We start from the raw sequence: 26458 nt of genomic DNA on the forward strand, positions 1-26458 counted from the left end.
GCTTCTCTGTTTTCTGCAGCAGAGCTTGTCCCTCTGCAGCATATTTCTCAGCCGCCGTCTGTCTGTAAAAAACGGCGGCCCTCTTCCATCTGGGAAATCATATCACAGAGCCTGTAAAAAACTTGTCAAACGAGGGCAGCATTATCCCATAATTTTTCGACAATTCCTATGCTTCTGCTGATGCAGTCGGCCATCCGCATGACCACGGAAAGCCTGACGCTCTGAAGCATCAGCGGATCATAGCTGCTGCAGCTGCCCACAATTCCGGTGATAAAAATATCCCCCACTGCCTGAAGCTCCTTGCTGACGCCGAGTCCCGGCTTCAGGGCCCCCTTTCCCAGTGTCAGATACCCTATATGCTCCCTGTTTCCTACCGACGCGTCCACCGCCACCACAAGGCAGTCATGATAGCAGCTCTGTATCACCCTTACATAGTCCTCCAGATTCATGGCGTGGACCGGCCGTTCCAGAGTTCCGAACACGGACGCGCCGGACACCTCCATTTTCCTGAGCTTATATCCGATTAACGGCCCCAGGCTGTCCCCGGTGGACCGATCGGTGCCAATGCAGAGAAACACAACCCCTCTTTTTCCCTGGCGCAGCTTCTCCTCCTCTATCATCTGATGAAGCCTGGCCGCAAAGGCCTCCGCCTCGAAATTCCTGTCTGAGTTAAAATAGTAGATATCCCGGCTGTCCTTTGCTGCCATCCATTCCAAAATCTTCATATCACAACCGCCTGTCATTAAAATTAAATTCTGAATTAATTCTATTATAAACAGGGTGTCCCAAAAATATGCAGAAAGGAAAAACCTGAAAGGCCTTCTTTTTGCCTTTCAGGTTTTTCCTTTCCTCTGCTTCCTATTACCTGATGTGAAACTATTCCTTCTTTCCGCGCCCTCTGTAAACCTCTATGGCCTCGCTGATATTTGACGCCTCGCCGGCCTCTATGATCGTTTTTAAGGCCTCAATTCTCTCCGCACTCAGAAATTCCTTTCCCAGGTACGTTTCATAGGTGTTAGTCATATAGATTCGCTTCTCCTGAAGAATCGTCTGAATGTATTTCAGGTGGCTGGAAGCCTCCTCGTGCCTGGCCTCCATAGCCTCCAGCTTTTCTCTGCTGTTCTGGGCGATCTCATCGGAAATAATCATCCTGGTCACATTCTCGAAGGTATTTAGCGCATCCTTCTTCTTTTTCAGCATGTCGTCCACATCCTGCTCAAGCTGAGAAATCTCGTCATCATACTTTTCCAGGTTGTAGACAGACTCATTCTTGTCCCTCTTTATGGAGGAGGTGATCATACGTATCTTTCTGTAGTTGGACTGCATGACATTCCGAATCTGCCGTCCCTCTCTGAGGGCCTTCTGGTGACGCCCTCTTGTCATATTTCCCACCACTGTATAAAGCCCGCCAAATACCAGCACGCAGGCAAAGTAAATCAGAATCAGATAAACCGTTTTCTGAACCGGAGCTGCAGAATAAATCCCATAGGGGATCAGAAGAAAACAGACAATCAGCGTGGCCAGAAGAATAAGCGATTCTTTCAACCCTCTTGGAAAATAGAGGGCATAATAAAATCCACTCTGGCAGAAAGCAGGTACATGCTCCTTCTGAAACAGGGTTTTCATCCTCACCTTAAGCTCCCGGTTGTGCAGGTGAAGCTCGGAGGTTTCCTCCTCAATCCGATCCTTTATCCCCTGGTTTTTTGCCTTTTCCCTTCTTGCTCTTGTCTTTTTTAACCGATCCTGTGTGATGGAAATTTCATTGTCATAGCTCTTGCTGATCTCATCCCTGCGGCGCTTTACAGTCTGGTTGATATTGTCTGTGACTGCCTTTTTCTCTGCCTCCAGAGTCCGCAGAAGCCTGCTCTCCTCCTCTCTGGCCTGCGCCTCAGACTGCTCCAGCTCTGAAAGCTCTGCGGCAATCTGCTTCGCATCTGTCAGAAATTCTCTGAAGTCCGTTATTGTCTGTGCCATTTTGTTCCTCCCAGACAGCCATTGTTTCTCTGCACTGTCTTTTCCTCCTGAAGCCTTTGAATGTTCTGTATAAGATTATATCAGAAAGCCGTTCTCCGGCATAGCCCCTCTGCTCTCCTTTTTACTCCTCAATCACCTGTATTTCCAGATAATCAAACTCAATGGACTCTACAAAATTGTCCTTTGAAAATCTCGTCCTGTCATGGCGCCTGAAGTCCTCAATATTTGCATCCAGCCAGATCGGCTGTCCCAGATCGAATTCATAGCAGACCTTCTCAATGGCGTCAAACACCATGGCTGTTCTGGACATGGAGTAGTCTGCGTTCTCAATCACCGTGTCCCTCTGCATCCTGTTTTCCTTCCAAATTTTCGCCCAAAGCCGGAACATACCCTCTCTCCTCTCCTGTCTTTTTCCTGTCCCGTTTATTGTCGCACGGAGCCGCCTGTTTCGCAAGGTGTTTTTTCACTGTTGAAATATGAATCTTTCTAAGGTATGATTAATCAAAAACTGCAAAAGCTGAAAGGAACACTGATTATGTCAAATGATTACAGAAGCAAATTCGTGACGCCGGAGACAGCGGCGAAGGCTGTCCGCTCCGGTGACTGGGTTGATTACGGATTTGGCGCCGGCTTTCCGGAGCTGATGGATCGGGCCCTGGCGGCCAGAAAGGAGGAGCTGAAGGATGTCAAAGTCCGGGGAGGTCTTGTGATACGCCCCAGAATTGAGGTTGTGGAAAGCGATCCGGAACAGTCTGCCTTTACATACTACAGCTGGCATATTGGCGACTACGAGAGAAAGCTGCAGAGCCGCGGACTGTGTCAGTTCATCCCTATGATTCTGCGCTCCCTGCCTGAGCTGTACCGCAGACACATCCGCGTGGATGTGGCCTTTGTTCCCGTTTCCTGCCCTGATGACAGCGGCTACTGCGGCCTGGGCATCTCCAACTATGCCTGGAGAACGATTTTTGAACATGCCCGGACGGTTATCTTTGAGATCAACGAGCATCTCCCCAGGCTCCAGGGAGTAAACGGCTCCCACAGAGTCCATCTGTCCGAAGCAGACTACATCGTGGAGGGCGAGCATGAACCGCTTCCTGTCCGCACCTACAGGGAGCCCTCTGACACGGACATCGCCATCGCCCGCCATGTAGTGGAGGAGATCCCGGACGGGGCCGTTCTCTCTCTCGGAGTCGGCGGGGTTCCGTTTACAGTTGCAAACCTTCTGGCAGAGTCTGACAGAAGGGATCTGGGCTGCCATACAGGGACCATCAGCGATGCTTTTCTGGCCCTCTACCGGGCAGGAAAGCTCACCAACCGGAAAAAGGAAATTGACACCGGTTTTTCCACCTGGAATCTGGCCATGGGTTCTCAGGAGCTCTACCGCTGGCTGGACGAGGAGCCTCAGCTTTTCTGCCCTGCTGATGTGGATTATGTCCACTCACCGGAGCGGATCAGCCGGATGAAACATGTGATCAGCATCAACGGAGGTGTGGAGCTGGATCTGATGGGTCAGGAAAATGCCGAATCCGCCGGCAGCAGACAGCTCTCCGGCACAGGCGGCCAGCTGGATTTCCTGGAGGGCGCCTTCCGCTCAGAGGGCGGAAAAGGCTTTATCTGCCTGGCCTCCACCCATCGAAAAAAGGACGGCACTTTAAAATCCAACATTGTCCCCTTCATCCCGGGCCAGAGCACGGTTTCCGCACCCCGAACCATGATCCAGTACGTTGCCACAGAGTTCGGCGTTGCAAAGCTCTCAGGCCTGTCTCTCCGGGAGAGAGCTAAAGCCATGATCTCAATTGCGCACCCGGACTTCAGGGAGGAACTCTCCAGATACGCGGCAGAAACCTTTAAATAGGGGTTCTATACTGAATGTTGGGGTGTGTTACAGATATTCTGAAAGCCCGGACAGAACAGCCTGCAGGCTGACTGTGGGCATGAAATAAAAGAAGGCGCTGTCCAGTCTGAATCAGGCTGGACAGCGTCTTCTTTTATTTATGCGGGAGCGTTAAAAGGAATATGAATCTGCTCCCGTAAAGTCCTAGAGTCTCTTTAAAAGCTCCTCTCTGGCTTCCTCATATCCCGGTTTTCCTAAGAGAGCAAACATGTTTTTCTTGTAGCTCTCAACGCCCGGCTGGTTGAACGGGTTCACGCCCAACAGATATCCGCTCACTCCGCAGGCAAACTCAAAGAAATAGAACAGCTCGCCTAAGCAAAACTCATTCTGCTCAGGGATATTTACAAGCAGATTCGGCACGTTTCCGTCTGTGTGGGCCAGAATTGTTCCGTTCATAGCGCTCTTGTTTACAAAATCCACGCTCTTTCCGGCCAGATAATTCATGCCGTCTGTGTCTACCTCTTCCCTGTCAAGCAGAACCTCTGCAGGAGATTCCTCCACATTCAGCACAGTTTCGAACATAATTCTGGAGCCGTCCTGAATAAACTGTCCCATGGAGTGAAGATCCGTTGTCAGATCAACGGCTGCCGGGAAAATGCCTCTCTGATCCTTGCCCTCGCTCTCTCCGTAGAGCTGCTTCCACCACTCTGATACATAGTGCAGGCTCGGCTCGTAGTTGGCAACGATCTCCACCTGTTTTCCCTTCCTGTGGAGAATATTTCTGATCGCCGCGTACAGGAGAGCCCCGTTCTCCTCGTACGGCGCCTCAAGGGCCTTCTTTCTTCCTGAAGCAGCGCCCTCCATCAGCTTGTCAATGTCAGCTCCGCTGACTGCAATCGGGAGAAGTCCCACTGCCGTGAGCACGGAAAAACGGCCGCCTACATCGTCCGGAACCACAAAGGACTCATAGCCCTCCTCGTTGGCCAGGTTCTTGAGAGCTCCCTTGGCCCTGTCTGTGGTTGCGTAGATTCTTCTTCCAGCCTCCTCTTTTCCGTACTTATCGATCAGCATCTTTTTGAATACGCGGAATGCGATAGCCGGCTCAGTGGTTGTGCCTGATTTAGAGATAATGTTGACGGAGAAATCCTTTCCCTCCAGCACATCCTGCAGATCCTTAATATACTTGCTGCTGATGCTGTTTCCTACAAAGTAGATTTCCGGTGTCTTTCTCTTTCCCTTGGGAAGCACATTGTAAAAGCTGTGGTTTAAAAATTCAATGGCAGCCCTTGCGCCCAGATAGGAGCCGCCGATTCCCACAACCAGAAGCACATCGGAGTCACTCTGAATTTTCTCAGCTGCCTTTTTGATCCTTGCAAATTCTTCTTTATCGTAGTCAACCGGCAGATCAATCCAGCCTAAAAAGTCATTTCCCGCACCTGTCCTGTTTACAAGCACATCTTTTGCGCACATAACTGCGCTCTTCATGTTTTCCAGCTCCTCGGCTCTCACAAAGGAAGCTGCTTTGGAATAGTCAAATGTCACTTCTCTGCCCATTTGTTCTCTCTCCTTTTCTTATGTGTCGGACTCTGATCATGGGAATGCCGTGTCCGTCCTTTAGCCGGCCGGCAGCCCAGTTCCTGACGCCTATGCGTTTAACGCTATTATAGCAATCTGTTATAAATTTATCAACATCCTTCTTCCGTTTGCATACACACCCTTTTTCGCCCTGTCTTCCTTTTCACCTGCCGCCTGTCTGCCCCATGCTTTTGTCTCTCCCAGCCGGGACCGCCGTTTTTTAATCTGCGGAAAAGTATTGCCTTATGAGCTCTCCCAGCACCTTCATCTCTTCCGGAGCCAGCTCCTTGGTCCAATCCTCCTCCTTCTTTGTCTTTTCCCTGCTGGCCGCAATCTGTTCCAGACTGTGTTTTAAATAGTCAATATCCCTCACAGCCCCCAGACGGCCTGCCTGCTCCTTTCTGGAAGCGTCTGCCGGCGCCTCTCCCCTCTCTGAAACGCCTCCCTCCATTCCTCCAATAGCTGATGACTGCGCTGTGTCAAAGGCTGAGAGTGTGTCCTCCCCTGCCGAAGCTGCACTCTTTTTCGCCTTTACCATCTTCTCTGCCTTCAGCCTTTTAAGTCCGGCTGGCTTGTCCACGTGCTTGTCACTAAATCCAGAACGCCTGTCCTGCTGTACCTGTCCTCTTGTCTGGGCAGAAGTTTTTACCGCATCCCGAATCAGCCCGTCCCTCAGCTCATTCTCCCGGATTATGAGTTCTCTGTCGTCTCCCCGGTCTGTCCCAATCTCTCTCACCGGAAGCCTTCTCACATTGTCCTGAAGTCGCTCATCCCTTCCGCCGTTTTCCCTGGCAGCGCGGACAAACACGGAATTATCCGTATATTCCAGAAGGGCATTGGCAAGGCGCTGCTGCTTCAGCCCAATATTAAAGCTGCTCTCCAGAAAGGCCAGAAAAAGCCCCAGAAAAGCCCCTGCCGACGCATAAAGCACAATGTAATAGGAATCCAGCCTGTACCAGTAGGAGGCAAAGGAGGCTGCCCCTCCTGCCATAATTCCCAGAATTGCCATCTGGAGAGAAACATTATTCCAGCTCTGAAGAGAAACCTTCATAAACCGAAACCCGTACATCTGACGTTCCAGATAAGCCTGGGTGTTCACAATGGTCTGGTTCAGCCGGCAGGCGTTCTCCAGCTTCTGCTTCAGTATTTTCAGGTTTTTGTTCTTCGTGGCCGCCATATTATCCGTTTCACGGATCAGTCTTTTGTAGAGGCTGCGCGTGACGAGCTTGCTTAAGACACCTATGATGCCGATAGCCGCCAGCGCATACAATGCTTTTCCTGTTTGTAAAATTTCCAGCATAAAAAGCTCCCCTTTCTTCTCCAGATTTTTCCAGATGGCTTTTATTATAGCCGCCTGTCCTGTCTTTGAAAAGAGAGAAGGGCTTAGAATCGATCGTCAAATTCCCCCATAAAATAAAGCTTTTCGGGGATTTGCACACCGCTGCAGGCCATCCGGACCGGACATCCTGCGAATCTGGAAATATTGCGTCACATTTTGCTTGAACCGCCTCCTCAATCTCTGTGCCGCAGACACTCTTCCTGCTCTGTCTCCTATCCTTTTAGCAGGAAATCCTCTTTGCCATTTCCAGAATCAGGTTTACGGAATGGCGGATAGCCTGAGCCTCAAACTCCGCGTAATCCATCCCCGCGCTGTCATCTGCCTTATCGGAAATTGCACGGATTACCAGATAAGGAATACCGTTCAGGTATGCTGCCTGGGCAATGGCAGCGCCCTCCATCTCCGTGCAGCTCGCCTCAAATTCCTGGGCCAGCCATTTCTTCTTATCTCTGTCGGAAATAAACTGATCACCGCTGACTACGCGCCCCAAAAAGGCCTGAATATCCGGGTTTACTTTCTCATTGCAGGCAAGAGCCAGGCTGCTCAGTTTCTCGTCCGCCTTAAAGGAAAAGGTATCCACCCTTGGAATCTGTCCCTTTCTGTATCCGAACCCGCTGGCATCCATATCATGCTGCACCGTGTCTGTGGAGATAACAATGTCACCGATATTAATCTCATTCTTCAGTGAGCCTGCAATCCCCGTATTGATCACTGCATCTACATGGAATCTGTCTGCCAGAATCTGTGTGCACATGCCTGCGTTTACCTTACCGATGCCGGAACGCACAACCACTGCATCTTTTCCTGCCAGCTTTCCAACATAAAAATCCATACCGGCCACAGTTATAACCTCAGCCTCTTCCATCTCCTCTTTAATCTTTGCAACTTCCTCATCCATTGCTCCAATAATACCAAGCATTTGTCTGCCTCCTTTTGTCCTGCATTTTCCACCCTCTGTGGGCTGTATTTGTCTTATTCTTCAGTTTTTTTCACTCATAGCCAACACCGTACGGCCATATGGATAACCTAAAACATCTGTTTCGTCTGTTCTTTTCTCTCCTGCAAAGAGCGAATATAGGGCTCCGGAAAGAACGCGTCAGACTGCTGCTTCCCCTTATTATAGAGGATCTCCCTTTTCTTGACAATTCTTTTTAAAGGAGGGTATAATCCACTGTGAAAAGAAAATCTGCAGACCTTAAAAGCCTTTTCCCGCAGAGTCTGCTTCAGAACTGCTGCAGTCTTTTTATATCTGTTTACAGAAAAGCTCTTTTCAATCAGCAAAGAAAAGGGTTCCATTTATTATATCAGAGAGGAGATTTTATCATGATTTATGCTACGAATGGCGTCTGTTCACGTGAAATTGAATTTGATGTTATAGACAATAAGCTGACAAATGTGCGCTTTATCGGCGGCTGTTCAGGAAATACACAGGGAGTTGCCCGCCTTGTGGAGGGAATGGATATTGACGAGGTGATTTCCAGACTTAACGGAATCCGCTGCGGCTTCCGCCCTACCTCCTGTCCCGATCAGCTTGCCAATGCCTTAAAGCAATACAAGGCCAAACTGTAGATCAGAAGAGCCTTCCCTGAGTACCCATTCTTCACTATGTGTACATTAGTACCCTTCTGTTTTGCTGGTATTCTTTTCACCCGTTTTCAGTTTCAAGAAGGAGCTGCCGCAATGAAATATCTGAAGGACAGATGTTATTCTCCGCCTGATGTCCGTTTTCACGTTTCCATGTACGGATGATTATTGCGGCAGTCCCTCTCTGCAGGCACTATCTGCACCGTTATGTATTTAACCACAGGCTCTCGGACTTTCCCCTGCTTCCGAAAGCCATTTCTTTTCAAACGATTCTTTTCATATAGCGGATTCCCTTTTCCCATTAGCCGTTTTCTTATCCGCCTGCTTTGTCTGATACAAGCGTCAGGTCAATTTAGAACATACATAGGAAAAGCATAGCAGACGCTGCTGTAACGGCTGCCACAGATGCCCTTATCAGGATAACGAGCTGCTGAAGTGAACAGACTTCTCCCTCACCTGCTGACATGGAAGTCTCTAAATTCTGCCCTGATTCTGCTTCCTCCCTGTCCCCTCTCTCAGGCTCAATCTTTCTCTCCTCGATATCCTTTAAAAGTCTTTCAAAGCTGTATTTTCCGGACAGAGGGAGATCTTCCTCAGATATCTCTTTTTCTGCGTCCTCCAATTCTTTCAGAAGCTGCTCTTCGTCCCATCCGCAGGCACATTTCAGGCGCTTGTCCAATTCTTGATCTGTTTCATTTTCATTCTGATTTGTACCCACCTCACACCTCCTTCAAACCTTATCAAAGTGTTTCTGGGGTTGACTTTTTCTATTTAGCGTTTACTATAATAATATGCTGAAGAAATGAAGATCTGTCGTTTCTTACTGTAATTTATATGGAGGCAAGATTATATGAAAAAAATCGTTTTGACCGGCGGCGGAACTGCCGGCCATGTTACCCCGAACCTGGCTCTGCTCCCTTCCCTCCGCGCAGAGGGGTTTGAAATCCGCTATATCGGTTCCTATAACGGTATTGAGCGCAGACTCATCGAGGATGCCAAAATTCCCTATGACGGTATATCCTCTGGTAAATTACGCCGCTATTTTGATCTGAAAAACTTTTCTGACCCCCTCAGAGTTCTAAAGGGTTATTCTCAGGCCAGAAAACTGATTAAAAAATACAGACCGGACATTGTATTTTCAAAGGGCGGTTTTGTCGCTGTCCCCGTTGTTCTGGCTGCAAAACACTATAAAGTTCCTGTTATCATCCATGAGTCTGATATGACCCCGGGACTGGCAAATAAAATCTGTATCCCAGCCGCAAAAAAAGTCTGCTGCAATTTTCCCGAAACACTCAGCTTCCTTCCCAAGGAGAAGGCTGTGCTTACCGGTTCCCCTATCAGGAAAGAGCTGCTCACCGGTGACCGCCTTGCAGGACTTCAGTATGCGGGTCTTTCTGCTAACCGCCCCGTCATTCTGGTCATCGGCGGAAGTCTGGGCTCTGTCACCGTAAATCATGCAGTCCGCAGTATTCTGCCCCGGCTTTTATCCCAGTTTCAGGTGATACATATATGCGGAAAAGGTAATCTCGACGAAAGCCTGACAGGATTATCCGGATATGTTCAGTATGAATACGTCGATAAACCTCTGCGCCATCTGTTCGCTGCCTCGGATCTGGTTATATCCAGGGCAGGTGCAAACTCTATCTGCGAAATTCTGGCTCTGAGAAAACCTAACATTCTGATTCCTCTTTCTGCCGCTGCCAGCCGCGGAGATCAGATTCTGAATGCAAAATCTTTTGCCAAACAGGGCTTCAGCGCTGTTTTGGAAGAGGAGGTTCTGACACCTGATACACTCTTCCAGGCAGTTTCCGAAACCTATAAAAATCGTCAGTCCTTTATCAATGCGATGGAGACAAGCACATTAAACAATGCTGTAGAAACCATTATGGATCTGATTTATGACTGCATGAATTAGATTGAATGTCAAAGATCGCCTTATTCTCAAGGAGCCTTTTCAGCTCCTGCCTGGCCCGGAAGATGCGGGAACGGCATACCGTTTCCGCAATTCCCAGGATCTGACTCGTATCTTTGATTGTTCTGCCCTCCAGAACATAAAGAATGAGAACGTCACGCCAGTCCTTTTTCATCCCGTCCATCAGATCCCTGATTTGCCTGTAAATGTCATTTTCCATCACATAATGAAGCGTATCCTTATCCAGAAGCTTTTCAAGCGCTGATACTATTTCAATATGCTCGTAAGTGCCGAATGAGCTGCATCGTTTATTTTTTCTGCAATAGTCAATCCATCTGCACCTGAGTATCATGGTAAGAAGAACACGCTTCTGCCTGTCACCAAATTCCAGAGAATATCTGGCATAATATTCCAGAAATGTCTCGTGAACCATATCCTCAATATAATCACAGTCCACGCCAATCTTCACAGCATACTTCTTCAACGGTATCAGATAGTTTTCATATAGAGCCCGCAACAGTTCAGCATCCCTCTGTTGCATACGTTCTCCTATGCGTCCATCTCAGACTTGAGCATGCCGCTTATCTTCGTCAGCTCCTCCTGCTCCATCTTTCCAGGTTTCCAGGCTACCATTTCCGGCCCATTCTCATATCTTGGAATCACATGGACATGGAAATGAAAGACGGTCTGACCTGCGGCCTCTCCATTGTTCTGAACAACATTAAATCCGGCGCATCCCAGCGTCTTCATCATCGCCTTTCCAAGTCTTCCGGCAAGCGGAAGAATTTTTGCTGCAACTGCATCATCCAGCTCACACAGATCCCTGTAATGCTGCTTAGGAAGAATCAGGGAATGGCCCCTTGAGGCAGGACCGAGATCCAGTATCACCCTGAAATCACCATCCTCATAAACCGTAGCGGACGGAATCTCTCCATTCGCTATCTTGCAAAAAATACACTCTTTCTCTACCATTGGAACCACTCCTTTTCTGACTTACTTAATAATGTCTGTATATTTTTTCCTGGAAACCCAAACATAAAATGGTATTCCCAGCAAAATTCCAACTAACAGGCCTCCCACATGAGCCGCATTGTCCACACCGGAACTGGTAAATCCCAGGTACAGTGTAAAAAAAGCCATCACTGCAAGCTGTCCGCTGCTCAAATCTCCCAGCCTTCCTCTATTCATGAAAACAATCCACATCAGTCCGCCCACAACGCCAAAAATAGCGCCCGACGCACCTGCTGACATGGTATACCAATCACCCATCTTCAGATCAAATATCAGGGAAACAATATTAGCCCCTAATCCACAGAGCAGGTAAAATAAAAGATACCTGACCCCTCCCAAAATCTGCTCCAGCCTGTCACCCAATATGAACAGGACAAGCATATTATTCAGAAGATGCCTGATACTAAAATGCAGAAATACAGAGGTAATTAAACGGTAATATTCTCCATTTTCTACCACAAGAACAGGAATTACGGCTCCATTTTCATAAATCCATTCCTTGTCTGTCAGAAAGCTAAAAACATCCGGGAGGAGAAAAATAATGATATTAATTATGATAATAGCTCCATTTACCCGTGATATTCTTTCAAACCTATTCATCTATTAAAACATCCCTTTAAATTTCCTGATTACAGCCGCCATCCGTTCCATTAAAATTTTTATTCTCAACTTTAAACCTCAGCAGAGGCACGCACGCCCCTTTCGTGTTTTTGACGCCTCCGGCGGAATCTAGCGCCCGGATTTCAGCAGTACATGCTGAAACCGGCATGCGCAGGTATAATGCCCGCCCTGCGGTCATTATACCATCTCGACTGGCGTCTCGATGGAACTGCTCGTCAAATGCATGCTCATGCAAGCATGGCATGCGCTTTCCTCGATATTATACCATATATTTACTGTCAATTCCATGATTATTCCCCTAAAACAATAGAAAAATACTGAAAAATTATTCTCTCTGTCGTGTAACAGAACATTGCTGAAGATGGTTCAGCTCTCCCTAAATCGGTAACTGAGCCCTGCTATCTGGACGGTATCCCCCTCTTTTACGCTTACCGTTTCATTTGCTTCCATCTTGTATCCATTTACTGTAGTTCCATTGGTAGAATTCATATCTGTAAAAATGTAAACTTTTTCTTTTTTGTCAACTCTGAGGTGAAGGCGGCTGACTGTGGGATAATTGAGCACATAGTCATTCATCTCCTCATGTTTACCTATCAGAAAGGGAACATAGGGAATCTCAATATCCTCTCTGTCTTTAGAAGAGCTTTCGAGACATGCTCTGTGGCCTTCGTATGCAGATGCCAAATCATTTAATAGCTGTGTATCTTTCTCACACTGTTTTTCCTTCTGTCCAGAGCTCTCTATATCCGGAGAGCCTTCGTCAAAAGACTGAAACAGAATTTTCCACTCGTCCTGCTCCCTCTGTCTCTCTTTTCCGCCGCTTTTGAACTCCTTTTTCCCTTCTGGCTCTGTTTCTTTTAGGCTCCTGCTTCGTATGGACCTTTTTTCTCTCCCGCACGCCTCTGGACATTCTTCCCTGCCGCTCTCCCGTGAGCCCCAGTCAGGTTTTTTCTCCCTTTCCTGTTCCATAAAAAACAAATCAGACGGCTTCTGAGAAAGGGAAGGGTTTGTGCTTGTCTCTTCTGCTGCTGTCTCCGATTGTTTAAAATGAACAGATAAAACTCTCCCAACCAGATACAGCAGGGATACAATCACAAGTGGCAAAACCCCATAGTTTTTTAGCCCCGACATTCCTTTAAACAGGTAGATGAGTCCTTCCAGGAAAAGGATACCGAGAACCAGCCTAATGGGATGAAAAAATCCATTCTCTCGTTTTTTTCCCTCACTGCTTTCGTTTCTTTCGGAAATCTGGTCAAACATAGGCTCCCTGTTCTTTTTCCATATCTTTCCCTGATGCTCTCTCCCGGTATCTGTACTTTTCCCCTGGCACTCTGCCCCGTCACGATTCCCGCTCTCACCATCCCTTTCTCTTTGAATATCTCTGAAAGACCTGCAGGAGCTGTCTCTGTTTCCTCGATCCATTCGTTCCCGGTTTTCAGGTGCATCCCATTCGTCCCAGGCTTCTTTCCTATCTTCTTTCGCTGAAGCCCCGGCCATCTCCCATCTGTTTTTTTCTCTCTCAACTCCTGACAGATATTTCAGAAGATCTTCCATCCCATAATTTTCTTTGAGGCTCTCATGGTAGAGCCCATAGGCCAGGACAACACTCCTGTGATCCTGATGGTTAACCTTCTCAAGAATATATTGGAGCAGTTGTGTAAAAGCATCCGGAAAGCTCTGGCTGTATCCCGGAAGCAGGCAGAAAAATACCGCGAAATCCTCCGGTTCTACGTAAATATAGTCTGGCTCCAGAAGAATCTGCTCTTCTTTCAGAAGATATTCCTCTGTACGGCGCAGCATTCCAGCTGCAGAGAGCAGGATGGCCCGAATTTCGTCATAGGATATAAGTCTTCCTTCCAGAAGCCTTGACAGAGGCTGCTTTGAAGTTATCTCATAGCAGTATACATCCCCTTCCTCCGTATGCTTCTGGCGGAATTTTAAGAGCCCCTCAATATTGTTTTCTGAAAGCATTTTTCCCACATAGCTGTCTGCCTGAAGCTCAGGATCACTTAAAATCATGTAATTGTGGTTCATTTCTCTTCGGTAGCTTACCCTCAACTGCTCCACATTTCCACCTCCCGCTCTGCACGCAGACAGAATCGTTTTCTGCTTTTTGCAGTTATTTTATTTTTCCCTCTCTTTATTATTTCGCTCTTTTTTCATTGGCATAAGAATCAGCATTTTCCTCCGTTTCGCTGACAATCTCCCTCACAGGAAAAATCATGCTACGGAACTGATTCGCAACCGTCGCAGAGTAAACACCCCTTATATACCGATCGCTCTCACGATTCTCAGAAACTTCTGAGGTTCAAATCGTTTAATACTCACTGTTCCTTCCTCCTGACCCTGTGTATTTGTAAAGACTCCTGTCAAATTTTCTCCCTTTTTTTCTATACTGATAGAACTTCCCCCTAAGCGGTAATAAGAGCGGAGGGCCCTGTTTGCCCACTCCTCACTCTCTCTTATGGAGCTTTCTCTATCTATACCTGTCTGTGCCATCTCTGCTGCATCCATAAGAATCAGCATACCGGCTGTCCTTTCATGCACCCGAAAGCCCTCTCCCAGAATAGCAGCACAGGTAAACAGTACCACCGCCATCACTATAGAAGCCTCCACTGTAACGGATGCCTGAAGTCCTGTTCTCCTCTTTCCTTCTGTTCCCTGTCTCTTTATCTTCTTCATCCCATTTCTCCTGTTCTGCGTTTCTTCATCCCAGAGATTCTCCTGTTTCCCAAAAGGAAAAATCTCAAATCACAGCCATAAAAGCGAAAAGTCCCTTTTTTTCTCATTTATACGAGCCCGGATGGAATAAATATTTGCAGGATCACTGCTGCCGGAATAAGAAACGGCAGAAAGGGAAGTCTTATATCCTTTACTTTTTTTCCAGCGCAGAATCCCCAGATGAGCATTCCAAGTCCCCATGCGCTGCAAAACAAAAGACCGCAGAACAGCAGCGCCAGGCACTTCCAGAATCCTAAATACAATCCTGAAACGAGAAAGAACAATCCGTCTCCCTTTCCAACCGCGCCTTTGGTACAATATGATATGATCAAAAGACCTGTCCCTGGAAGAAGTGAAGCCGCCTGACCGAACAGCTTTCTAAACACCTGTTCTCCCTCTTTCCATCCCCCTGTCCCGAGATCTCCTGCCGCCCATATAACTCCTGCCGCTGCAGCGACCACAAAAAAGATCAGCGGTATTTCTTTTTCTTTTAAATCTTTCCATGCGCATGCGCACAGAAAAACAGCAAATACTGCCTTCATGTCTTATTTCCTCCACAGTAGGAGCAGGCTCCCAGATGTTCTGCCTGGCTCAGGGGAACTTCTCTCACATAGCTTACCACAGACGGGCAGTCCGTCCGGCTGTGATAATGGGAGCCGTTTGGCATAATATAAACGGTATCTCCCGCGCCGCAGGCTTTTCCACACACGCTGCACGAGTAATATTTCCCTCCCGACTGATTTCTCAGGTTTTCTATACTTTCATAGGAGACAGCACGAAACTCATTAGTCAGATAATGGCATTTTCTCGAGAGATGATAGCGCCCCATGGAAGAGCCGATATATACCATCACTTCCTCTGTTTTTTCTGTTTCCTTACCTCGGTTTCTGTCACCCTCACTGCCAATCCATGCTCTTCTGGCTGTCCTGGACGACGCCTGTATTCTGCTGATATGAAAGACAGAAAATGGAATTTTTAAATCGTATTCTGCCGCAAGGATGATATTTTCCCCGTCTTCCATCAGGGATGCCTCTGTGATCCTCAGATTTTCAATTCTTCCTTTTCCTGCAATCCCCTCTATTTTTTCTCTTAAATACGCTCTGACAGCCATTCCGGCTAAAAGGCCGGAAAGCTCTTTTTCCCAGTTTTCACTCTCCTCTAAAATCGTGTCATCTCCCTGATCCAGCCTGTAGAGAATATAGGCATACTGACTCATCTCTCTGGCTGTCACTTCAAGAACAGTCTGAACCTTCTGCCTGGTTCTCAGCATTTCCATTGGCATCATCATACACACTGAAAAAAGTACAAACAGGGTAAGTCCCAGAGCGGCTTCTACTGTAAGGCTCCCTGATACAGTTTTTCTTCTCTTTCCCATCTTAAATGTCATTCTCCATACCCCCTCCTGCTCTCTGCACGCCCGGATTTCTGCAATCACTGCAGTCAGACTGTTTAAATGAAAATTATCTGTATCTGAACCATTGTACCTGGAGAGGTCTTACAAACATTCAAAGAGGGAGGGGGTATGGAGAATAACCTCTAACTGCTTGCTCCTAATATTTTTTTGCTGCTCTCTTTCTGACTGTGGAAACTGTACCCTTAGCTGTACACTCTGCCTCCACACTGACTGCACATCGATTCATTCTGAAACTCTCCTGGGTACCTGACAGATTATACTGGATGAGATCCATCATGCGTTCATTTCTCTGAATTCTGTCCTGAATCAGCAGAAATCCTTTTAGATAATCTCCATAATCAGGACCGTCTTTTCCACCGCCTTCTGAAATTTTTTCCTTTTTATCCACAAAATTGAAAATCTCATCCAGATTCAGCCTCCAGTCTTCTTTTCCCTTAATCAGCGGAACTCCTTCCCCCTGAAGCAGCGCTCTCACATCCTCCACTGACTCAGCAAATGCCCATACTCCCATAATAAAAAATGCCGCTATATCTGCAATGGGTGTCACACCGGCAGCCCCTGTCAGCGCCAAGGCCAAAAGTCTTGCCTCTTCCCGTTTTTCACTGTCACCTAAAATATGAATCAAGTTCATTCCCTCTCTGACCGCCAGAAGTTTTTTGACTGTCTGGCTCAAATTCTCCCTATCCTTCCTTTTTCCGTTAATGATATATTCCTGTTCATAGAAAAGCTGTCTTTTCTGTTCTCCTTCCTGCTGCTCGTTTTCATATCTCGGAAAATGGACCTCCACATATTTATTTATGAGAGCTCTGTCAATAAGCCCTTTGGCACTTACAGAATCAAGTCCCATTTTATATCCGTCTTTTCCTCCTGAGGGCAGTTCTCCCATTTTCATTTCTCTTTCAGATATCTCTGCTCCTTTCGGAAGCACAAAGTCAAGCAGATCCATTTTTGCCATATTGTTTATTTTTTGGAGGATTCCCAGTCTCTGTCTGTCCTCAATTCCTGCCTGGTAACCTGGGGTGGGAATGCGGCATCGATTCAGGCTGCTGCGCACATTCTTCCAGAGTTTCTCCTCATCCAGCTCGTCGTCCTCGTCATCCCCTTCCCATGAATCAATGTACTCCTTAACTTCCACAGCTCTCTCTATGGACTCCTCCACAATCTCCCTGTTTTTCTGTGTCTCTTCTGCAATCCGCTCTACTTCCAGTCTCCTCTCCCCTTCTGCATCTGTATAAGAGCGATAGGAATCCATCTGGCCTTTCAGGGCCTCCCACGCTGTCTCGCCTATCTCTTCCCGCTTCTGCTCTGCCTTCCGTTCTGATTCATCCAGCTCTTTTTTGAAAAGTTCCGCTGTCAGCTCATATTTTTCCATCAGGGCAGGGATCCGCTCCATCTCCCCGGCCATTTTTTCTGCTGTCTTTATAAAAGCAGTCCCCCGGCACTCGCCAAGCTCGTCTCTGCACTCATCTAACATCTCCTGCTGCCTCCCAAGGGAATTTTGAATCTCCTCCAAGATCTCCTCCAGCCGAAATGCCTGTTCTGAGTGAATCTGGTAGCTTTCCTTTACGGCATGAATCCCATCAGACGCCCGCATCACCTCTGAAAACTCTGTCAGCGATGCCTCATCTCCCAGATCTGTGAAAATACCGAATTTCATATAATCGAGAATTTCCTCCTCCAGCGGACTTCCTCCGTCCTCTGTCACCAGTACCTCATCTTTGATCTGCGTATTCTCATTTCTCAGCCCATAGACCGAATCACATTCCAGATATTGATTCAGATACTCAGAAAATTCATCTGCCAGGGCTTCCTTCCCCTCTGTTTCAAGAAGCAGCAGGTGGTACCTCTCCCAGGCTTCTCTGTGATATTTGCTCATAAGAGAATCGAGAGAGGAGTTCATGGCAGTCTGAAGATACCAGCCGGAACCTGCCAGACGGGCAGAATGGAGAAGTGCGCACATAATCGATATCATGCAGAGCAGAATCATGCTCAAAAACACTGTGACGCTTCCATTCAGAGCTCTGGGGCTTTGTTTTCCGACACCCTTATCCGATCTGTTTTCCTTCCTCTCTCCCATAATTCTCATACTGAATCTGGAATCTCCCTCCTGCTTAATCACTTATATACTTCTTTTGACTGACTGTTGATTTCTTTAAAAATTGTCTCCAGAAGCTTGTTAATCTGCTCTTTAAAAATGATCACCAAACCGATCAGAACCACGATAAAATACACCCCTCTCTCGGAAATGCTTGAAAATACTGGCTTTGTGTACAGCAGGAAAATCCTTCCCTCGTTTATTTGCTCTAAAATTATGAAAACTTAAATATAACTAAAAAACGACTATGCTTTTACTACTCTAGAAGACATAGTCGTTTTATATGTTCTTAACTCATATAAAAACAGTTCTATTCTTTTGAATCACAAAAATGCCACATCCCACTATCAAACTCAGATACTTGTCTCTCCGTTTTAATCTGAATGTTAAAAATTTGATATATTTTTCCCCTTATTGTTCGATTATGATAAAAGCGATCTTTGATTATCTCCCTACTCATTCCCACACTTTCTAAAACCAAACATCGATATAATGCTTTCGTTACCACAGCAATATCCATAAGCTCATCAAAATGTAGTTTTGGCTTGATTCTTTTAGAAGAATGAGTATAAAAATTTCTGTCATTAACAACTTTTGATATTAACGATTGTTCGAACTGTTCTTTAAATGTTTCTTTACTTATTTCACTAAAAATAGAAATTCCCTTCCAATAAAAATTTATACATGCTTCCCTAAATGTTATCCCTGGCATTGCTAATCCTGCCTCAACATAATCCTTATCTTCTTGTTCTTCTAATTTTTCAATAATTTCTGCTTTTCTTTTCTTAAAAATCTTTTCTGCTTGCTTTTCGTCCACATAAGCCTGAGAATATCCTTCTACTAACTGCATTGCTGCTAAAAATTTATTAACCGTTACTATTTTCGTATCTTCATCAAGAAGTATTCTACTATATGCTTGTTGGGCATTATAAAGCGCTTCATAATGCTCAAACCAATAATTCAATGCTGTTTCCAGGATTTGAAAATCTATCAATTTGAATACAGAAAGCCTCTTAAAATTGTTTGTATCAATTCCTGAATTATCTAACACAGTTAAAGCCCATCTTGGAAAGTTACAATATCCTTCATACTCAAAGAAGTCAAGTTTGTGTTCTTCTTCCTCAACAAGTTCCATTTTATTAATTGTAACTTGTTCTCCACACATTATACTGAAGAAATCCGTAATCATCTTTAGCTTTTCTCGAAACTGTTCAACCCCTATTGAATCTACTAATTCCAATAATATGTAATGCGAAAATCCGATTGAAAACGAATCACGCTTAAACCAATATTTTGGCATAACAACAAACTCAATTTCCCCTAAACATGTATGGGCTGAAACATCTTGAATTCTTATAGGAATCTCAATTTGCTTCATTTCCTGTATATTATTATAACTTGAATTCAAATCATACGGGCTAAGCCCTATTAGTTCATTTCCATCCGTTATTTCGAGACGAAATTTTTTGAATTTATCACTTAAATCAAAAAATTTACTACCTTTAATAGCTGACGAAGATACTAAAACTATCTCTGAAATGCTACTTGTTGGAATGCCATTGTTTAACTGCATTCCAGAAGTTACTTGTTGTATATATGCATAAAATACGGATAAAAAACCATCAGCACCCAGTTTAATCTGTACTACATTATAATTATCATTACTTTTTAAATTATCTACAATTTGTGAAGAAACTTTTTTAATCTTAATAATTACACGATTAAGTTCATCCTCTTGTACCTCTGCTGCCCCACTGTTTATTTCTAAAGAATTTATTTTATACACAGTCCCTGTATATAGTTTTTTCTCCACATAAAAGCCCCCTAACCTCTATATATTTATCTATATTGTAAAGCATTCTGTAATAAATAGAAAGTCTGACTTTAGAAGATCAACCTCTAAAGCAAATATTGCTATGTATTTTTGACTCCTATTTATTAAATAGCCGCCCTCCCGCCCTTGTTATCTTGCCTGCAAACTTTCCAGTTCTAATTTCAGCTTTAAATTTTCTTTCTGTAATTCTATATTTATTTGTTCCAATTTTTTCATATCCTTTTTGAGTTTGAGTAATTCTCTTTTAAGATATGTAACTGTATTCTTTAAGACTCTATCGCAAATCACTTTTTTAGGATTATAGCATTCGCCTTGCCTCAGTTGTGCCTCCCTTATTGCCTGATTAACTTCTGTATTGCGATAAAAAAAACTGTTAGAAAAGCCGGTTATTCGTTCCAGTCCAGATATCGTCACTCGTTCTTTTCTGGCAAGCATACGCTCTATTTCAATTTTTACTCTTTCAACCTTTTCCCTACTTTTTTCTTGGCTAATTTCTACCATTTTATTGTATTTCATATCCCACTTTCCCCAACTTCTCTTTAAGAAACTCATTTTCACTCTTCAGTCTCATAATTTCTATGCGCAAATCAATCATCTTTTCTTCAATATCTTCCGGGATATGTACTACACCTGCATTCTCTTTCAAAATATGTTCTTCTTTTTCCAATGCTTGATTCACCAGTCGAGTTGCCTCTTTATTTCTGTAAAAATAGCTTCTTGAAACTCCCACTCTTTTTGCTAAAGTTGTTACATTGACGCTCTCACCGGACTTAAGCATATTTTCAATCTCTATCCTGGCTATTTCTAAATTCTGCTTTGCCTCCTGTTTCTTCATCCGAACGATTTTATCATACTTCACTTTTAGCTCCTCCTATATTTTTTTCAGTAAAGCAATTTCTTTTCGATCCAACCGTTTTTTCAATGCATCCACCTCTTTTTGAAGATCAGTACACCTTTGAGCAAGCTGTGCATTTTCAAGTTTCAACCTCTGATTTTCAGCTTCAGACTTTCCAAAATCTTCCCTGATAGTCTGTAATTTGTTATCTCTTACAAATTGATTCCGTGCCGTTTGGCCTTCTCTAATTGGCAGGAATTGCTTAGTAGCCTCGTCCAACTTCTGGCGTACTAATATATTTTTATAAAAGAAACCTCTGGATAAGCCCGTACAACGAGTTAGTTCTGTCACAGAAACTTGAATGCCTCTGGATCTCATATCCTCTATCGCCTGTATGGCCTTTTCTACTTTCTTCTCACTCTCTGCTTTGTTCACGGCTATCATCTTGTCATATTTCATAGCCATCCCACTCCTTCACAATGTCCAGCAAAATCATATCAATTCTTTCCCTGGCTACCCGCGTTTCATCTGCCATCATTTTGTTCCCGATTTTGCGATAATAATATACACTTTGTAAAGTTTTATGCCCTAAGAGCCTTGCGATCATCCAGTCATCGATATGCATCTCTGTTAATTTTTTTCCATAGCAGTGTCTGAACATATGGGTTCCAAAGTTTAGCAGCTCCCCATTCTCATCCCGTATATCGTTTCTCCTAATCAGTTTCATAACCCGATCCTGAAGCATGCTATATTGAAATGGCTTAGATGGATCATTCTTCTTTACAAAAATGTATTCTGTTTTTCCATACTGCTGTTCCGTGTAGTCAATAGCTTTTATGATAAGTCGAGCTACTTCATCACTAATAGCTTTTTCGTATGTGATTGATTTTACCTGCTCAATCCTTATAAAATACCGGTTTTCTCTAATACTCAAACAGTCTGTTTTCAGCGTAAGCGTATCTGAGATCCTTGTTCCCAGCAGTTGGTGAAGGATCAACGCTCTGGCTATTTGCTCGTCCATCCAGAAGATGTATTCATTCAACCGCTTTATGGTTTCATCCGAGTAGAAACGAAACAGGTATTTCGGCGTACTTGGGAAATCATTGCTTATAAATAAACATTTAATGTCCTGTCTATCATAATGATTACCAACATCTTCTATTACCCGTCTTAAGCTATATAAATCGGTACGATAATTTTTCCTCTCTTTTGCCTCGGTTTGGAGATAAATCAAATACTTTTCTATGATATCCCGCGTTAAATCGAGTAGAGATTGTACATCTGTATGTCTTAAAACCAGGTATTTGCAAAATCTCTTGATGGCTGTCATTTCAGCAAGAATAGTTCCTAACGCTTCATACTTTAAATGTATAAAAATTGCCTCCTTGACCTCTTTACGGATAACCTCTTGGCTGATTGACATAAAATTTATTGTCTTTACATTTTTTATTGGATTTGTCCGAAAGGGTAAGTCGAATTTATCCAGCCGCCAGATGTCCCTATCCTGTTCTGAGCATTCTTCATTCTTTCGGGAATACTCCAGAATCTTTTTCATATGTTTAACCATGTTTGGAGTTTCTATTGCTGTAATTCCAGAAATTTCCCGATACTTCTTACTCGTGAGAGCATATCCCTCTTCAAGCATCCAGCTTTTTAACTGCAGAATGATTTTGTTCTCATCTTTATATCTAAGCGTTTTAATATCTTTATCGATCAGGAAGTGGCGGATATTATTAAAATAAAGGAGTTCGGAAGCCAAACTGCTTGGTGCAAGCCTCTTTCCTCTTTCCCAAATGAAATCCTCCAGCAGGTTCTTTACCTCTTCCGATGGTAGTCCATCTAAATCAAAGTAACGTTCTTTTCGAATCCGCATCTTTGATTTTTGTTCTTCTGTAGCGTTGATATAACAATCCAGCTCATAGATATGTATCTTATTTTCCAGTTTTCTCACCTCTCTTTTTCGGTATAATCCCATCTGCGAGGGCGTTACCGGGCTGTCTAAAGTAGTCCATATTGGCTTGCTCTATCCTCTTTGGCATATAGTCTATATACTGCTTCGTCATATTTTCGTTGTTATGGCCCAAATAATCGCGTATTGTCTGAAGAGATACTCCATTATCATAAAGACCGCTTGCCAGGGTATGCCGGTAATCATGAGTTTTAAATTTATCTCCCGAAAGGCACACGCCATATTTCTTACAGTTTGATCTAAAGCCTTTGAGGAATGTCCCCGTCCGATATGCACCTCCATCTTGTGCTTTAAAAAGGAATTCCGCAGTCTTAATGTGATACTTTTTTATATAGATCTTCATAATCCGATAAAGCACCAACGATATTGGAATCATCTTCTCCGCTTTCATCTTAATCTGATATACTTTGAGCCAGGCATCTTCTCCATCCCAATAATAAGCACCCCCTTTCAGAGTACAAACCTCGCTGATCCGCAATCCGGTTGCCCATAGGTTTAAAAAAATCAATCGTTGGACTTCTGGAAAGTATTTCAGCTTATTTAAAATCTCCATGCATTCATCTTCTTGAACGCTCCGGTCATGATGATAAGGATGGACTTTTAAACTATAATAGTCAGGATCAAAGACCTGCTTTTTAATATATCCTTTGACATTTAGATATTGGAAAAACTTATAAACATCAAATATCTGTCTGTTTACTGTCTCCGCCTTATTTCCCTCAGTTATAATTGATCTAAAATATTCACCTATCTGCTCATCTGTAACTCGGCATATAGATTCCATTTCATCAAAATGGATCAAAAACTTTTTTATATAGCCAAGCTGGCTTCGAATATTATTGATTGTCAGATTACTGATACCCACCTGATACCTCATATATTCCTGTAGCAATTCCCGGTTCTTCAAATTTAGCACTTCATAAAATGTAAATCGATACACCGGATTGCTCGGATTGATTCGTTCCGGTGCGAAATTGAACCGTTCCAGATACCAAACATTCGCATGCCAGTGAATTTCCTGTCCACTCATAAATAATATTTTGCGGCTGTTATCCACAATCTGCATGCTGTTTTTCACATTGACAACTTTGCCTGCAACAATTGCTTCTAACCCTTGTATCTGAGCCATCTCAAGGCATTCGATATCTCTGATCTCTTTCTCTATACAAAATTCGTACAGCCACTTCAAAGGAAGCAGATACCGAACCCTACGGTCTTTGCTGTCTTTTATGTTTTCCAGTGCATAACATAACACCTGAAAGACCTGCCTCTTTAGCTTTTCTGATACGTTCCAGCTAAAGTCCCACACCAATTCGCTCTTATCATGAATATACTCAAATTCTGCAGCCAGATCCTGATCGGGAATATAGGGAAGGAAAATCACTCGGTTTTCATATTTAAGATGCATTCGGTTTCTTCTGGAAACCGTTGTCATCTCTTTTCTGATATCAAATTGTTTGATTCGATCCAGCACTTTTAAATACTCAAAAGTTTTAGACGAAGATTTTGTTTTCTTTAATTCACTTTCATACAGTTTCCGGATACTATAATCCACTTCTCTGATATGATGTATCCCTTGGCGTATCAAAAAGTTCCTGACATTCCCTTTCAGTTTACTTTGGGCTGTATCACACTGCTCAATTTCATTTATCAGTTCTCCGTATTCATTTTGAACAAGCTCCTGCTTCAGCCTCCGTAAAGATCCTGATAATTGAAAAACCTGATCTTTTGTAAAGCAACCTATTTCTGTCAAAAAGGCTTTATAGTTACAGAAATCTTTTTCTTCTATCAGCAGGACATCATATATTCCTGCCTCTGCCAGGTAGTACTCTGCATATTCCCAGCCTATACTCGGTGCTTCACTTCCTTTTGTCAGTTGAGTGCGGAGGTAGTCCAGCTTTTCTTGAAGTTCCGTATTTAATATTCTTAATGCAGGCACATAGTTCCCTCCTTAAAGCAACTTATCAACTCCATATATGGATTGGTGCTGTCCATAAAATTTTTCGCTGACTTCAATCAGCTCTTCATCCGAAATATTAAGATATCTCATCGTTGTCTCTATATTTCGATGTCCCAGTGCTTGGCTTATAAGTTCCAGCTTCCATCCCGCTTTTCTTCGGGCATTTGCAAAATAGTGACGAAGCATATGGGGAGTTACCTTTATCCCTGTTTTCTTTTGCAATCGTTCCATTAAGGCATACACCCCTGTATCTTGCATAGGCTTGCCCGCATAGTCCCCAGCAATGTTAATAATCAGATACTCCTGTTGAAAAATAAGGTCTTGATACTCCTCCATATAGAATTGCAGGATTTCAAATGTAGCATCGCTGATTTTGGCCTTCCGATACTCTGCATTTTTTGCTCTGGCCTGATTTTCATTATCTTCACGGAAGTTGACATATAATAAATGCCTCTCATAATCAATATCTGTCGCATACCTGACTCCCAAGAGTTCGCCGATGCGAAACCCTGTTTCCGCTAATAATAAGAGCAGGATCTGATCGCGACAATTGGCACATGCCTTTAATAGCCTCACAATCTTATCCTGCTCGATGGTTTTTCCTATATGCCCTTTTTCCTGTAAATATCCGTGAAAACTATTTCGATGGATAGTTCTTCTTACGCCCACAGAATTATTTACAATAATTTTCATGTCTGAAAGAACCTTCAACTGTTTCACGGGTTCATCCTGTCGTCCGGCAAATCCATAAAATCGGAACACCTCTTTCAAATATGCATTACATGTTTCGTTACATGGATTCTTTTTGACATTATCCCCACTATGTAGTCCGGCTTGCAGCCATATTAGATAATCTGTAAAGTGTTCCTGCTGTTTGTCATATTTCATTTCCCATATATCATCCAGTTTAAGAGAATATTCGTCCAGATAATTCAGATAATACGAAATTGCTCCAGCACTTCTTCTGATTGTATTTGGGGATAGCCTTGATCTCTTTTTATGCATCAGGTACTTGGTGGGTAATAGTACGATATCCTGGCTTTCCAGTTCACGAATAAAGTAATATTTTTCGTGGTTTTCCATCTGCGAATCTACGATATATCTTGCCACATTACCCTCTCCTTTCCTCTAACGCTATACACAGTATATTGCGTAAACCTCCATATAGCTATTCACAAAGACCACTGAAAATAGGCCCTTTTTATTCCCTTTATCCAAGCACTACCAACAAAGTCCTTCAGTCTGTCTGGTAGCTTCCCGCAATCCGAAATGCTATCGGCAGAAGTACAATAAATCCAACTGTCAATCCAAGCAATATTCCCAGTACCCACACCAGATTGTCTCCTCATCATTTCAATAATTTATTACATCCCCATCTCTGCCATTGTTACCATCTGATCTTCCTCTTGGAAGTATTCATCTGCAGTATTACGGCTTACCGCAAGAATAGCACCGGCTTCTTTTTCTCCCATTTGAATAGGTGCCAGATAACCAATTATCTTTCTGCACAGTTTCTGGTCTGGACAGGTATCAAGAAAAACCATACTGGTATTCACTACCAGACGATCCACTACATCCGTGATAATTATTTTTTCTGCATCATATCCCTTATTTCCAATAAAATTTGCTATATTCTCTGGTGACAGGGAAATCAGATATTCCTTCCTGGGATCGCCATCCAATGGATACACATAGGCATAACCCATACTTTCAGAATCCATAATATCCTGAATCATTTTTCTGCTATCTGATGTCATAGCTCTATCCCCTTTCTAACGGT

General features: G+C 44.0%; 27 protein-coding genes. 3 read left to right on the plus strand and 24 right to left on the minus strand.

What is annotated here, in order from left to right:
* Positions 1–125: 125 nt before the first annotated feature.
* From yyaC to DW757_RS04830, 3 genes are all read right to left on the minus strand, one after another.
* The gene (gene yyaC / locus DW757_RS04820) at positions 126–725 is read right to left on the minus strand and encodes a spore protease YyaC (RefSeq protein WP_015572785.1); all 600 of its coding nucleotides are present in this window, start codon (positions 723–725) and stop codon (positions 126–128) included.
* Positions 726–876: 151 nt separating this feature from the next.
* The gene (locus tag DW757_RS04825) at positions 877–1974 is read right to left on the minus strand and encodes a hypothetical protein (protein ID WP_008396962.1); all 1098 of its coding nucleotides are present in this window, start codon (positions 1972–1974) and stop codon (positions 877–879) included.
* 121 nt (positions 1975–2095) lie between these two features.
* Positions 2096–2362, minus strand: a complete 267-nt coding sequence (locus tag DW757_RS04830) for a hypothetical protein (RefSeq protein WP_118751119.1) — start codon at positions 2360–2362, stop codon at positions 2096–2098.
* 147 nt (positions 2363–2509) lie between these two features.
* Between DW757_RS04830 and DW757_RS04835 the strand changes: the two genes are divergently transcribed.
* Positions 2510–3829 (plus strand): acetyl-CoA hydrolase/transferase C-terminal domain-containing protein, encoded by a 1320-nt coding sequence (locus DW757_RS04835; protein ID WP_347559960.1) that lies wholly within the window; start codon positions 2510–2512, stop codon positions 3827–3829.
* Positions 3830–4012: 183 nt separating this feature from the next.
* On the opposite strand, the gene DW757_RS04840 is transcribed toward DW757_RS04835, so the two are convergent.
* The 3 genes from DW757_RS04840 to DW757_RS04850 all read right to left on the minus strand — a co-directional run bounded on the left by DW757_RS04840 (position 4013) and on the right by DW757_RS04850 (position 7641).
* Entirely contained in the window at positions 4013–5362 is a 1350-nt protein-coding gene (locus DW757_RS04840) for a glucose-6-phosphate isomerase (RefSeq protein WP_008396968.1), read from the minus strand.
* A 241-nt stretch (positions 5363–5603) separates the two neighbouring features.
* Positions 5604–6683, minus strand: coding sequence for a hypothetical protein (locus DW757_RS04845; RefSeq protein ID WP_008396969.1), 1080 nt, complete (start codon positions 6681–6683; stop codon positions 5604–5606).
* A gap of 259 nt (positions 6684–6942) precedes the next feature.
* On the minus strand, positions 6943–7641 hold the full coding sequence (locus DW757_RS04850; RefSeq protein WP_008396973.1) for a 5'-methylthioadenosine/adenosylhomocysteine nucleosidase: 699 nt from the start codon (positions 7639–7641) through the stop codon (positions 6943–6945).
* 404 nt (positions 7642–8045) lie between these two features.
* Here DW757_RS04850 and DW757_RS04860 point away from each other — a divergent pair, with 404 nt between their 5' ends.
* Positions 8046–8291, plus strand: coding sequence for a TIGR03905 family TSCPD domain-containing protein (locus tag DW757_RS04860; RefSeq protein WP_015572780.1), 246 nt, complete (start codon positions 8046–8048; stop codon positions 8289–8291).
* Positions 8292–8658: 367 nt separating this feature from the next.
* On the opposite strand, the gene DW757_RS04865 is transcribed toward DW757_RS04860, so the two are convergent.
* The gene (locus tag DW757_RS04865; RefSeq protein WP_008396980.1) at positions 8659–9024 is read right to left on the minus strand and encodes a hypothetical protein; all 366 of its coding nucleotides are present in this window, start codon (positions 9022–9024) and stop codon (positions 8659–8661) included.
* Between the two features lie 132 nt (positions 9025–9156).
* On the opposite strand from DW757_RS04865, the gene DW757_RS04870 reads away from it, so the two are divergent.
* Positions 9157–10221: an undecaprenyldiphospho-muramoylpentapeptide beta-N-acetylglucosaminyltransferase gene (locus tag DW757_RS04870; RefSeq protein ID WP_118751120.1), complete on the plus strand. Its 1065-nt coding sequence runs from the start codon at positions 9157–9159 to the stop codon at positions 10219–10221.
* On the opposite strand, the gene DW757_RS04875 is transcribed toward DW757_RS04870, so the two are convergent.
* From DW757_RS04875 to DW757_RS04960, 17 genes are all read right to left on the minus strand, one after another.
* Positions 10190–10759 (minus strand): RNA polymerase sigma factor, encoded by a 570-nt coding sequence (locus DW757_RS04875; RefSeq protein WP_118751121.1) that lies wholly within the window; start codon positions 10757–10759, stop codon positions 10190–10192. The genes DW757_RS04870 and DW757_RS04875 overlap by 32 nt on opposite strands.
* 8 nt (positions 10760–10767) lie before the next feature.
* The gene (locus DW757_RS04880) at positions 10768–11190 is read right to left on the minus strand and encodes an HIT family protein (protein ID WP_008396983.1); all 423 of its coding nucleotides are present in this window, start codon (positions 11188–11190) and stop codon (positions 10768–10770) included.
* A 21-nt stretch (positions 11191–11211) separates the two neighbouring features.
* A complete protein-coding gene (locus DW757_RS04885; RefSeq protein ID WP_008396984.1) occupies positions 11212–11829 on the minus strand; it encodes a rhomboid family intramembrane serine protease in 618 nt (205 codons plus the stop codon).
* A gap of 387 nt (positions 11830–12216) precedes the next feature.
* Positions 12217–13917 (minus strand): DUF6382 domain-containing protein, encoded by a 1701-nt coding sequence (locus DW757_RS04895; protein WP_243033386.1) that lies wholly within the window; start codon positions 13915–13917, stop codon positions 12217–12219.
* Between the two features lie 198 nt (positions 13918–14115).
* Positions 14116–14532: a hypothetical protein gene (locus tag DW757_RS04900; protein ID WP_118751123.1), complete on the minus strand. Its 417-nt coding sequence runs from the start codon at positions 14530–14532 to the stop codon at positions 14116–14118.
* Between the two features lie 107 nt (positions 14533–14639).
* A complete protein-coding gene (locus DW757_RS04905; RefSeq protein WP_008396987.1) occupies positions 14640–15113 on the minus strand; it encodes a prepilin peptidase in 474 nt (157 codons plus the stop codon).
* Positions 15110–15958, minus strand: a complete 849-nt coding sequence (locus tag DW757_RS04910; RefSeq protein WP_015572898.1) for a hypothetical protein — start codon at positions 15956–15958, stop codon at positions 15110–15112. The genes DW757_RS04905 and DW757_RS04910 overlap by 4 nt, the downstream gene beginning before the upstream one ends.
* A 163-nt stretch (positions 15959–16121) precedes the next feature.
* Entirely contained in the window at positions 16122–18071 is a 1950-nt protein-coding gene (locus DW757_RS04915) for a DUF5702 domain-containing protein (RefSeq protein ID WP_049932065.1), read from the minus strand.
* A gap of 29 nt (positions 18072–18100) precedes the next feature.
* Positions 18101–18217 carry a Flp1 family type IVb pilin gene (locus DW757_RS17900; RefSeq protein ID WP_347559961.1) on the minus strand — a complete coding sequence of 39 codons (117 nt, stop codon included), beginning with the start codon at positions 18215–18217 and terminating at the stop codon, positions 18101–18103.
* A 173-nt stretch (positions 18218–18390) separates the two neighbouring features.
* Positions 18391–19893, minus strand: coding sequence for a HEPN domain-containing protein (locus DW757_RS04925; RefSeq protein WP_118751126.1), 1503 nt, complete (start codon positions 19891–19893; stop codon positions 18391–18393).
* A 150-nt stretch (positions 19894–20043) separates the two neighbouring features.
* Positions 20044–20430 (minus strand): DUF6262 family protein, encoded by a 387-nt coding sequence (locus DW757_RS04930; RefSeq protein ID WP_118751127.1) that lies wholly within the window; start codon positions 20428–20430, stop codon positions 20044–20046.
* The gene (locus DW757_RS04935) at positions 20417–20773 is read right to left on the minus strand and encodes a DUF6262 family protein (protein WP_118751128.1); all 357 of its coding nucleotides are present in this window, start codon (positions 20771–20773) and stop codon (positions 20417–20419) included. The genes DW757_RS04930 and DW757_RS04935 overlap by 14 nt, the downstream gene beginning before the upstream one ends.
* 12 nt (positions 20774–20785) lie before the next feature.
* Entirely contained in the window at positions 20786–21208 is a 423-nt protein-coding gene (locus DW757_RS04940; protein ID WP_243033389.1) for a DUF6262 family protein, read from the minus strand.
* Complete coding sequence (locus tag DW757_RS04945; RefSeq protein WP_347559962.1) at positions 21198–22700, minus strand: tyrosine-type recombinase/integrase; 1503 nt, start codon at positions 22698–22700, stop codon at positions 21198–21200. Before DW757_RS04945 ends, DW757_RS04940 begins: the two co-directional genes overlap by 11 nt.
* On the minus strand, positions 22681–24657 hold the full coding sequence (locus tag DW757_RS04950) for a site-specific integrase (RefSeq protein WP_118751131.1): 1977 nt from the start codon (positions 24655–24657) through the stop codon (positions 22681–22683). Before DW757_RS04950 ends, DW757_RS04945 begins: the two co-directional genes overlap by 20 nt.
* A gap of 12 nt (positions 24658–24669) precedes the next feature.
* Positions 24670–25788, minus strand: coding sequence for a tyrosine-type recombinase/integrase (locus DW757_RS04955; RefSeq protein ID WP_118751132.1), 1119 nt, complete (start codon positions 25786–25788; stop codon positions 24670–24672).
* Positions 25789–26042: 254 nt separating this feature from the next.
* Positions 26043–26435, minus strand: coding sequence for a hypothetical protein (locus DW757_RS04960; protein ID WP_118751133.1), 393 nt, complete (start codon positions 26433–26435; stop codon positions 26043–26045).
* Between the last annotated feature and the right edge of the window lie 23 nt (positions 26436–26458).

The organism is Clostridium sp. AM29-11AC (assembly GCF_003480545.1).
GTDB lineage: Bacteria > Bacillota > Clostridia > Lachnospirales > Lachnospiraceae > Otoolea > Otoolea saccharolyticum_A.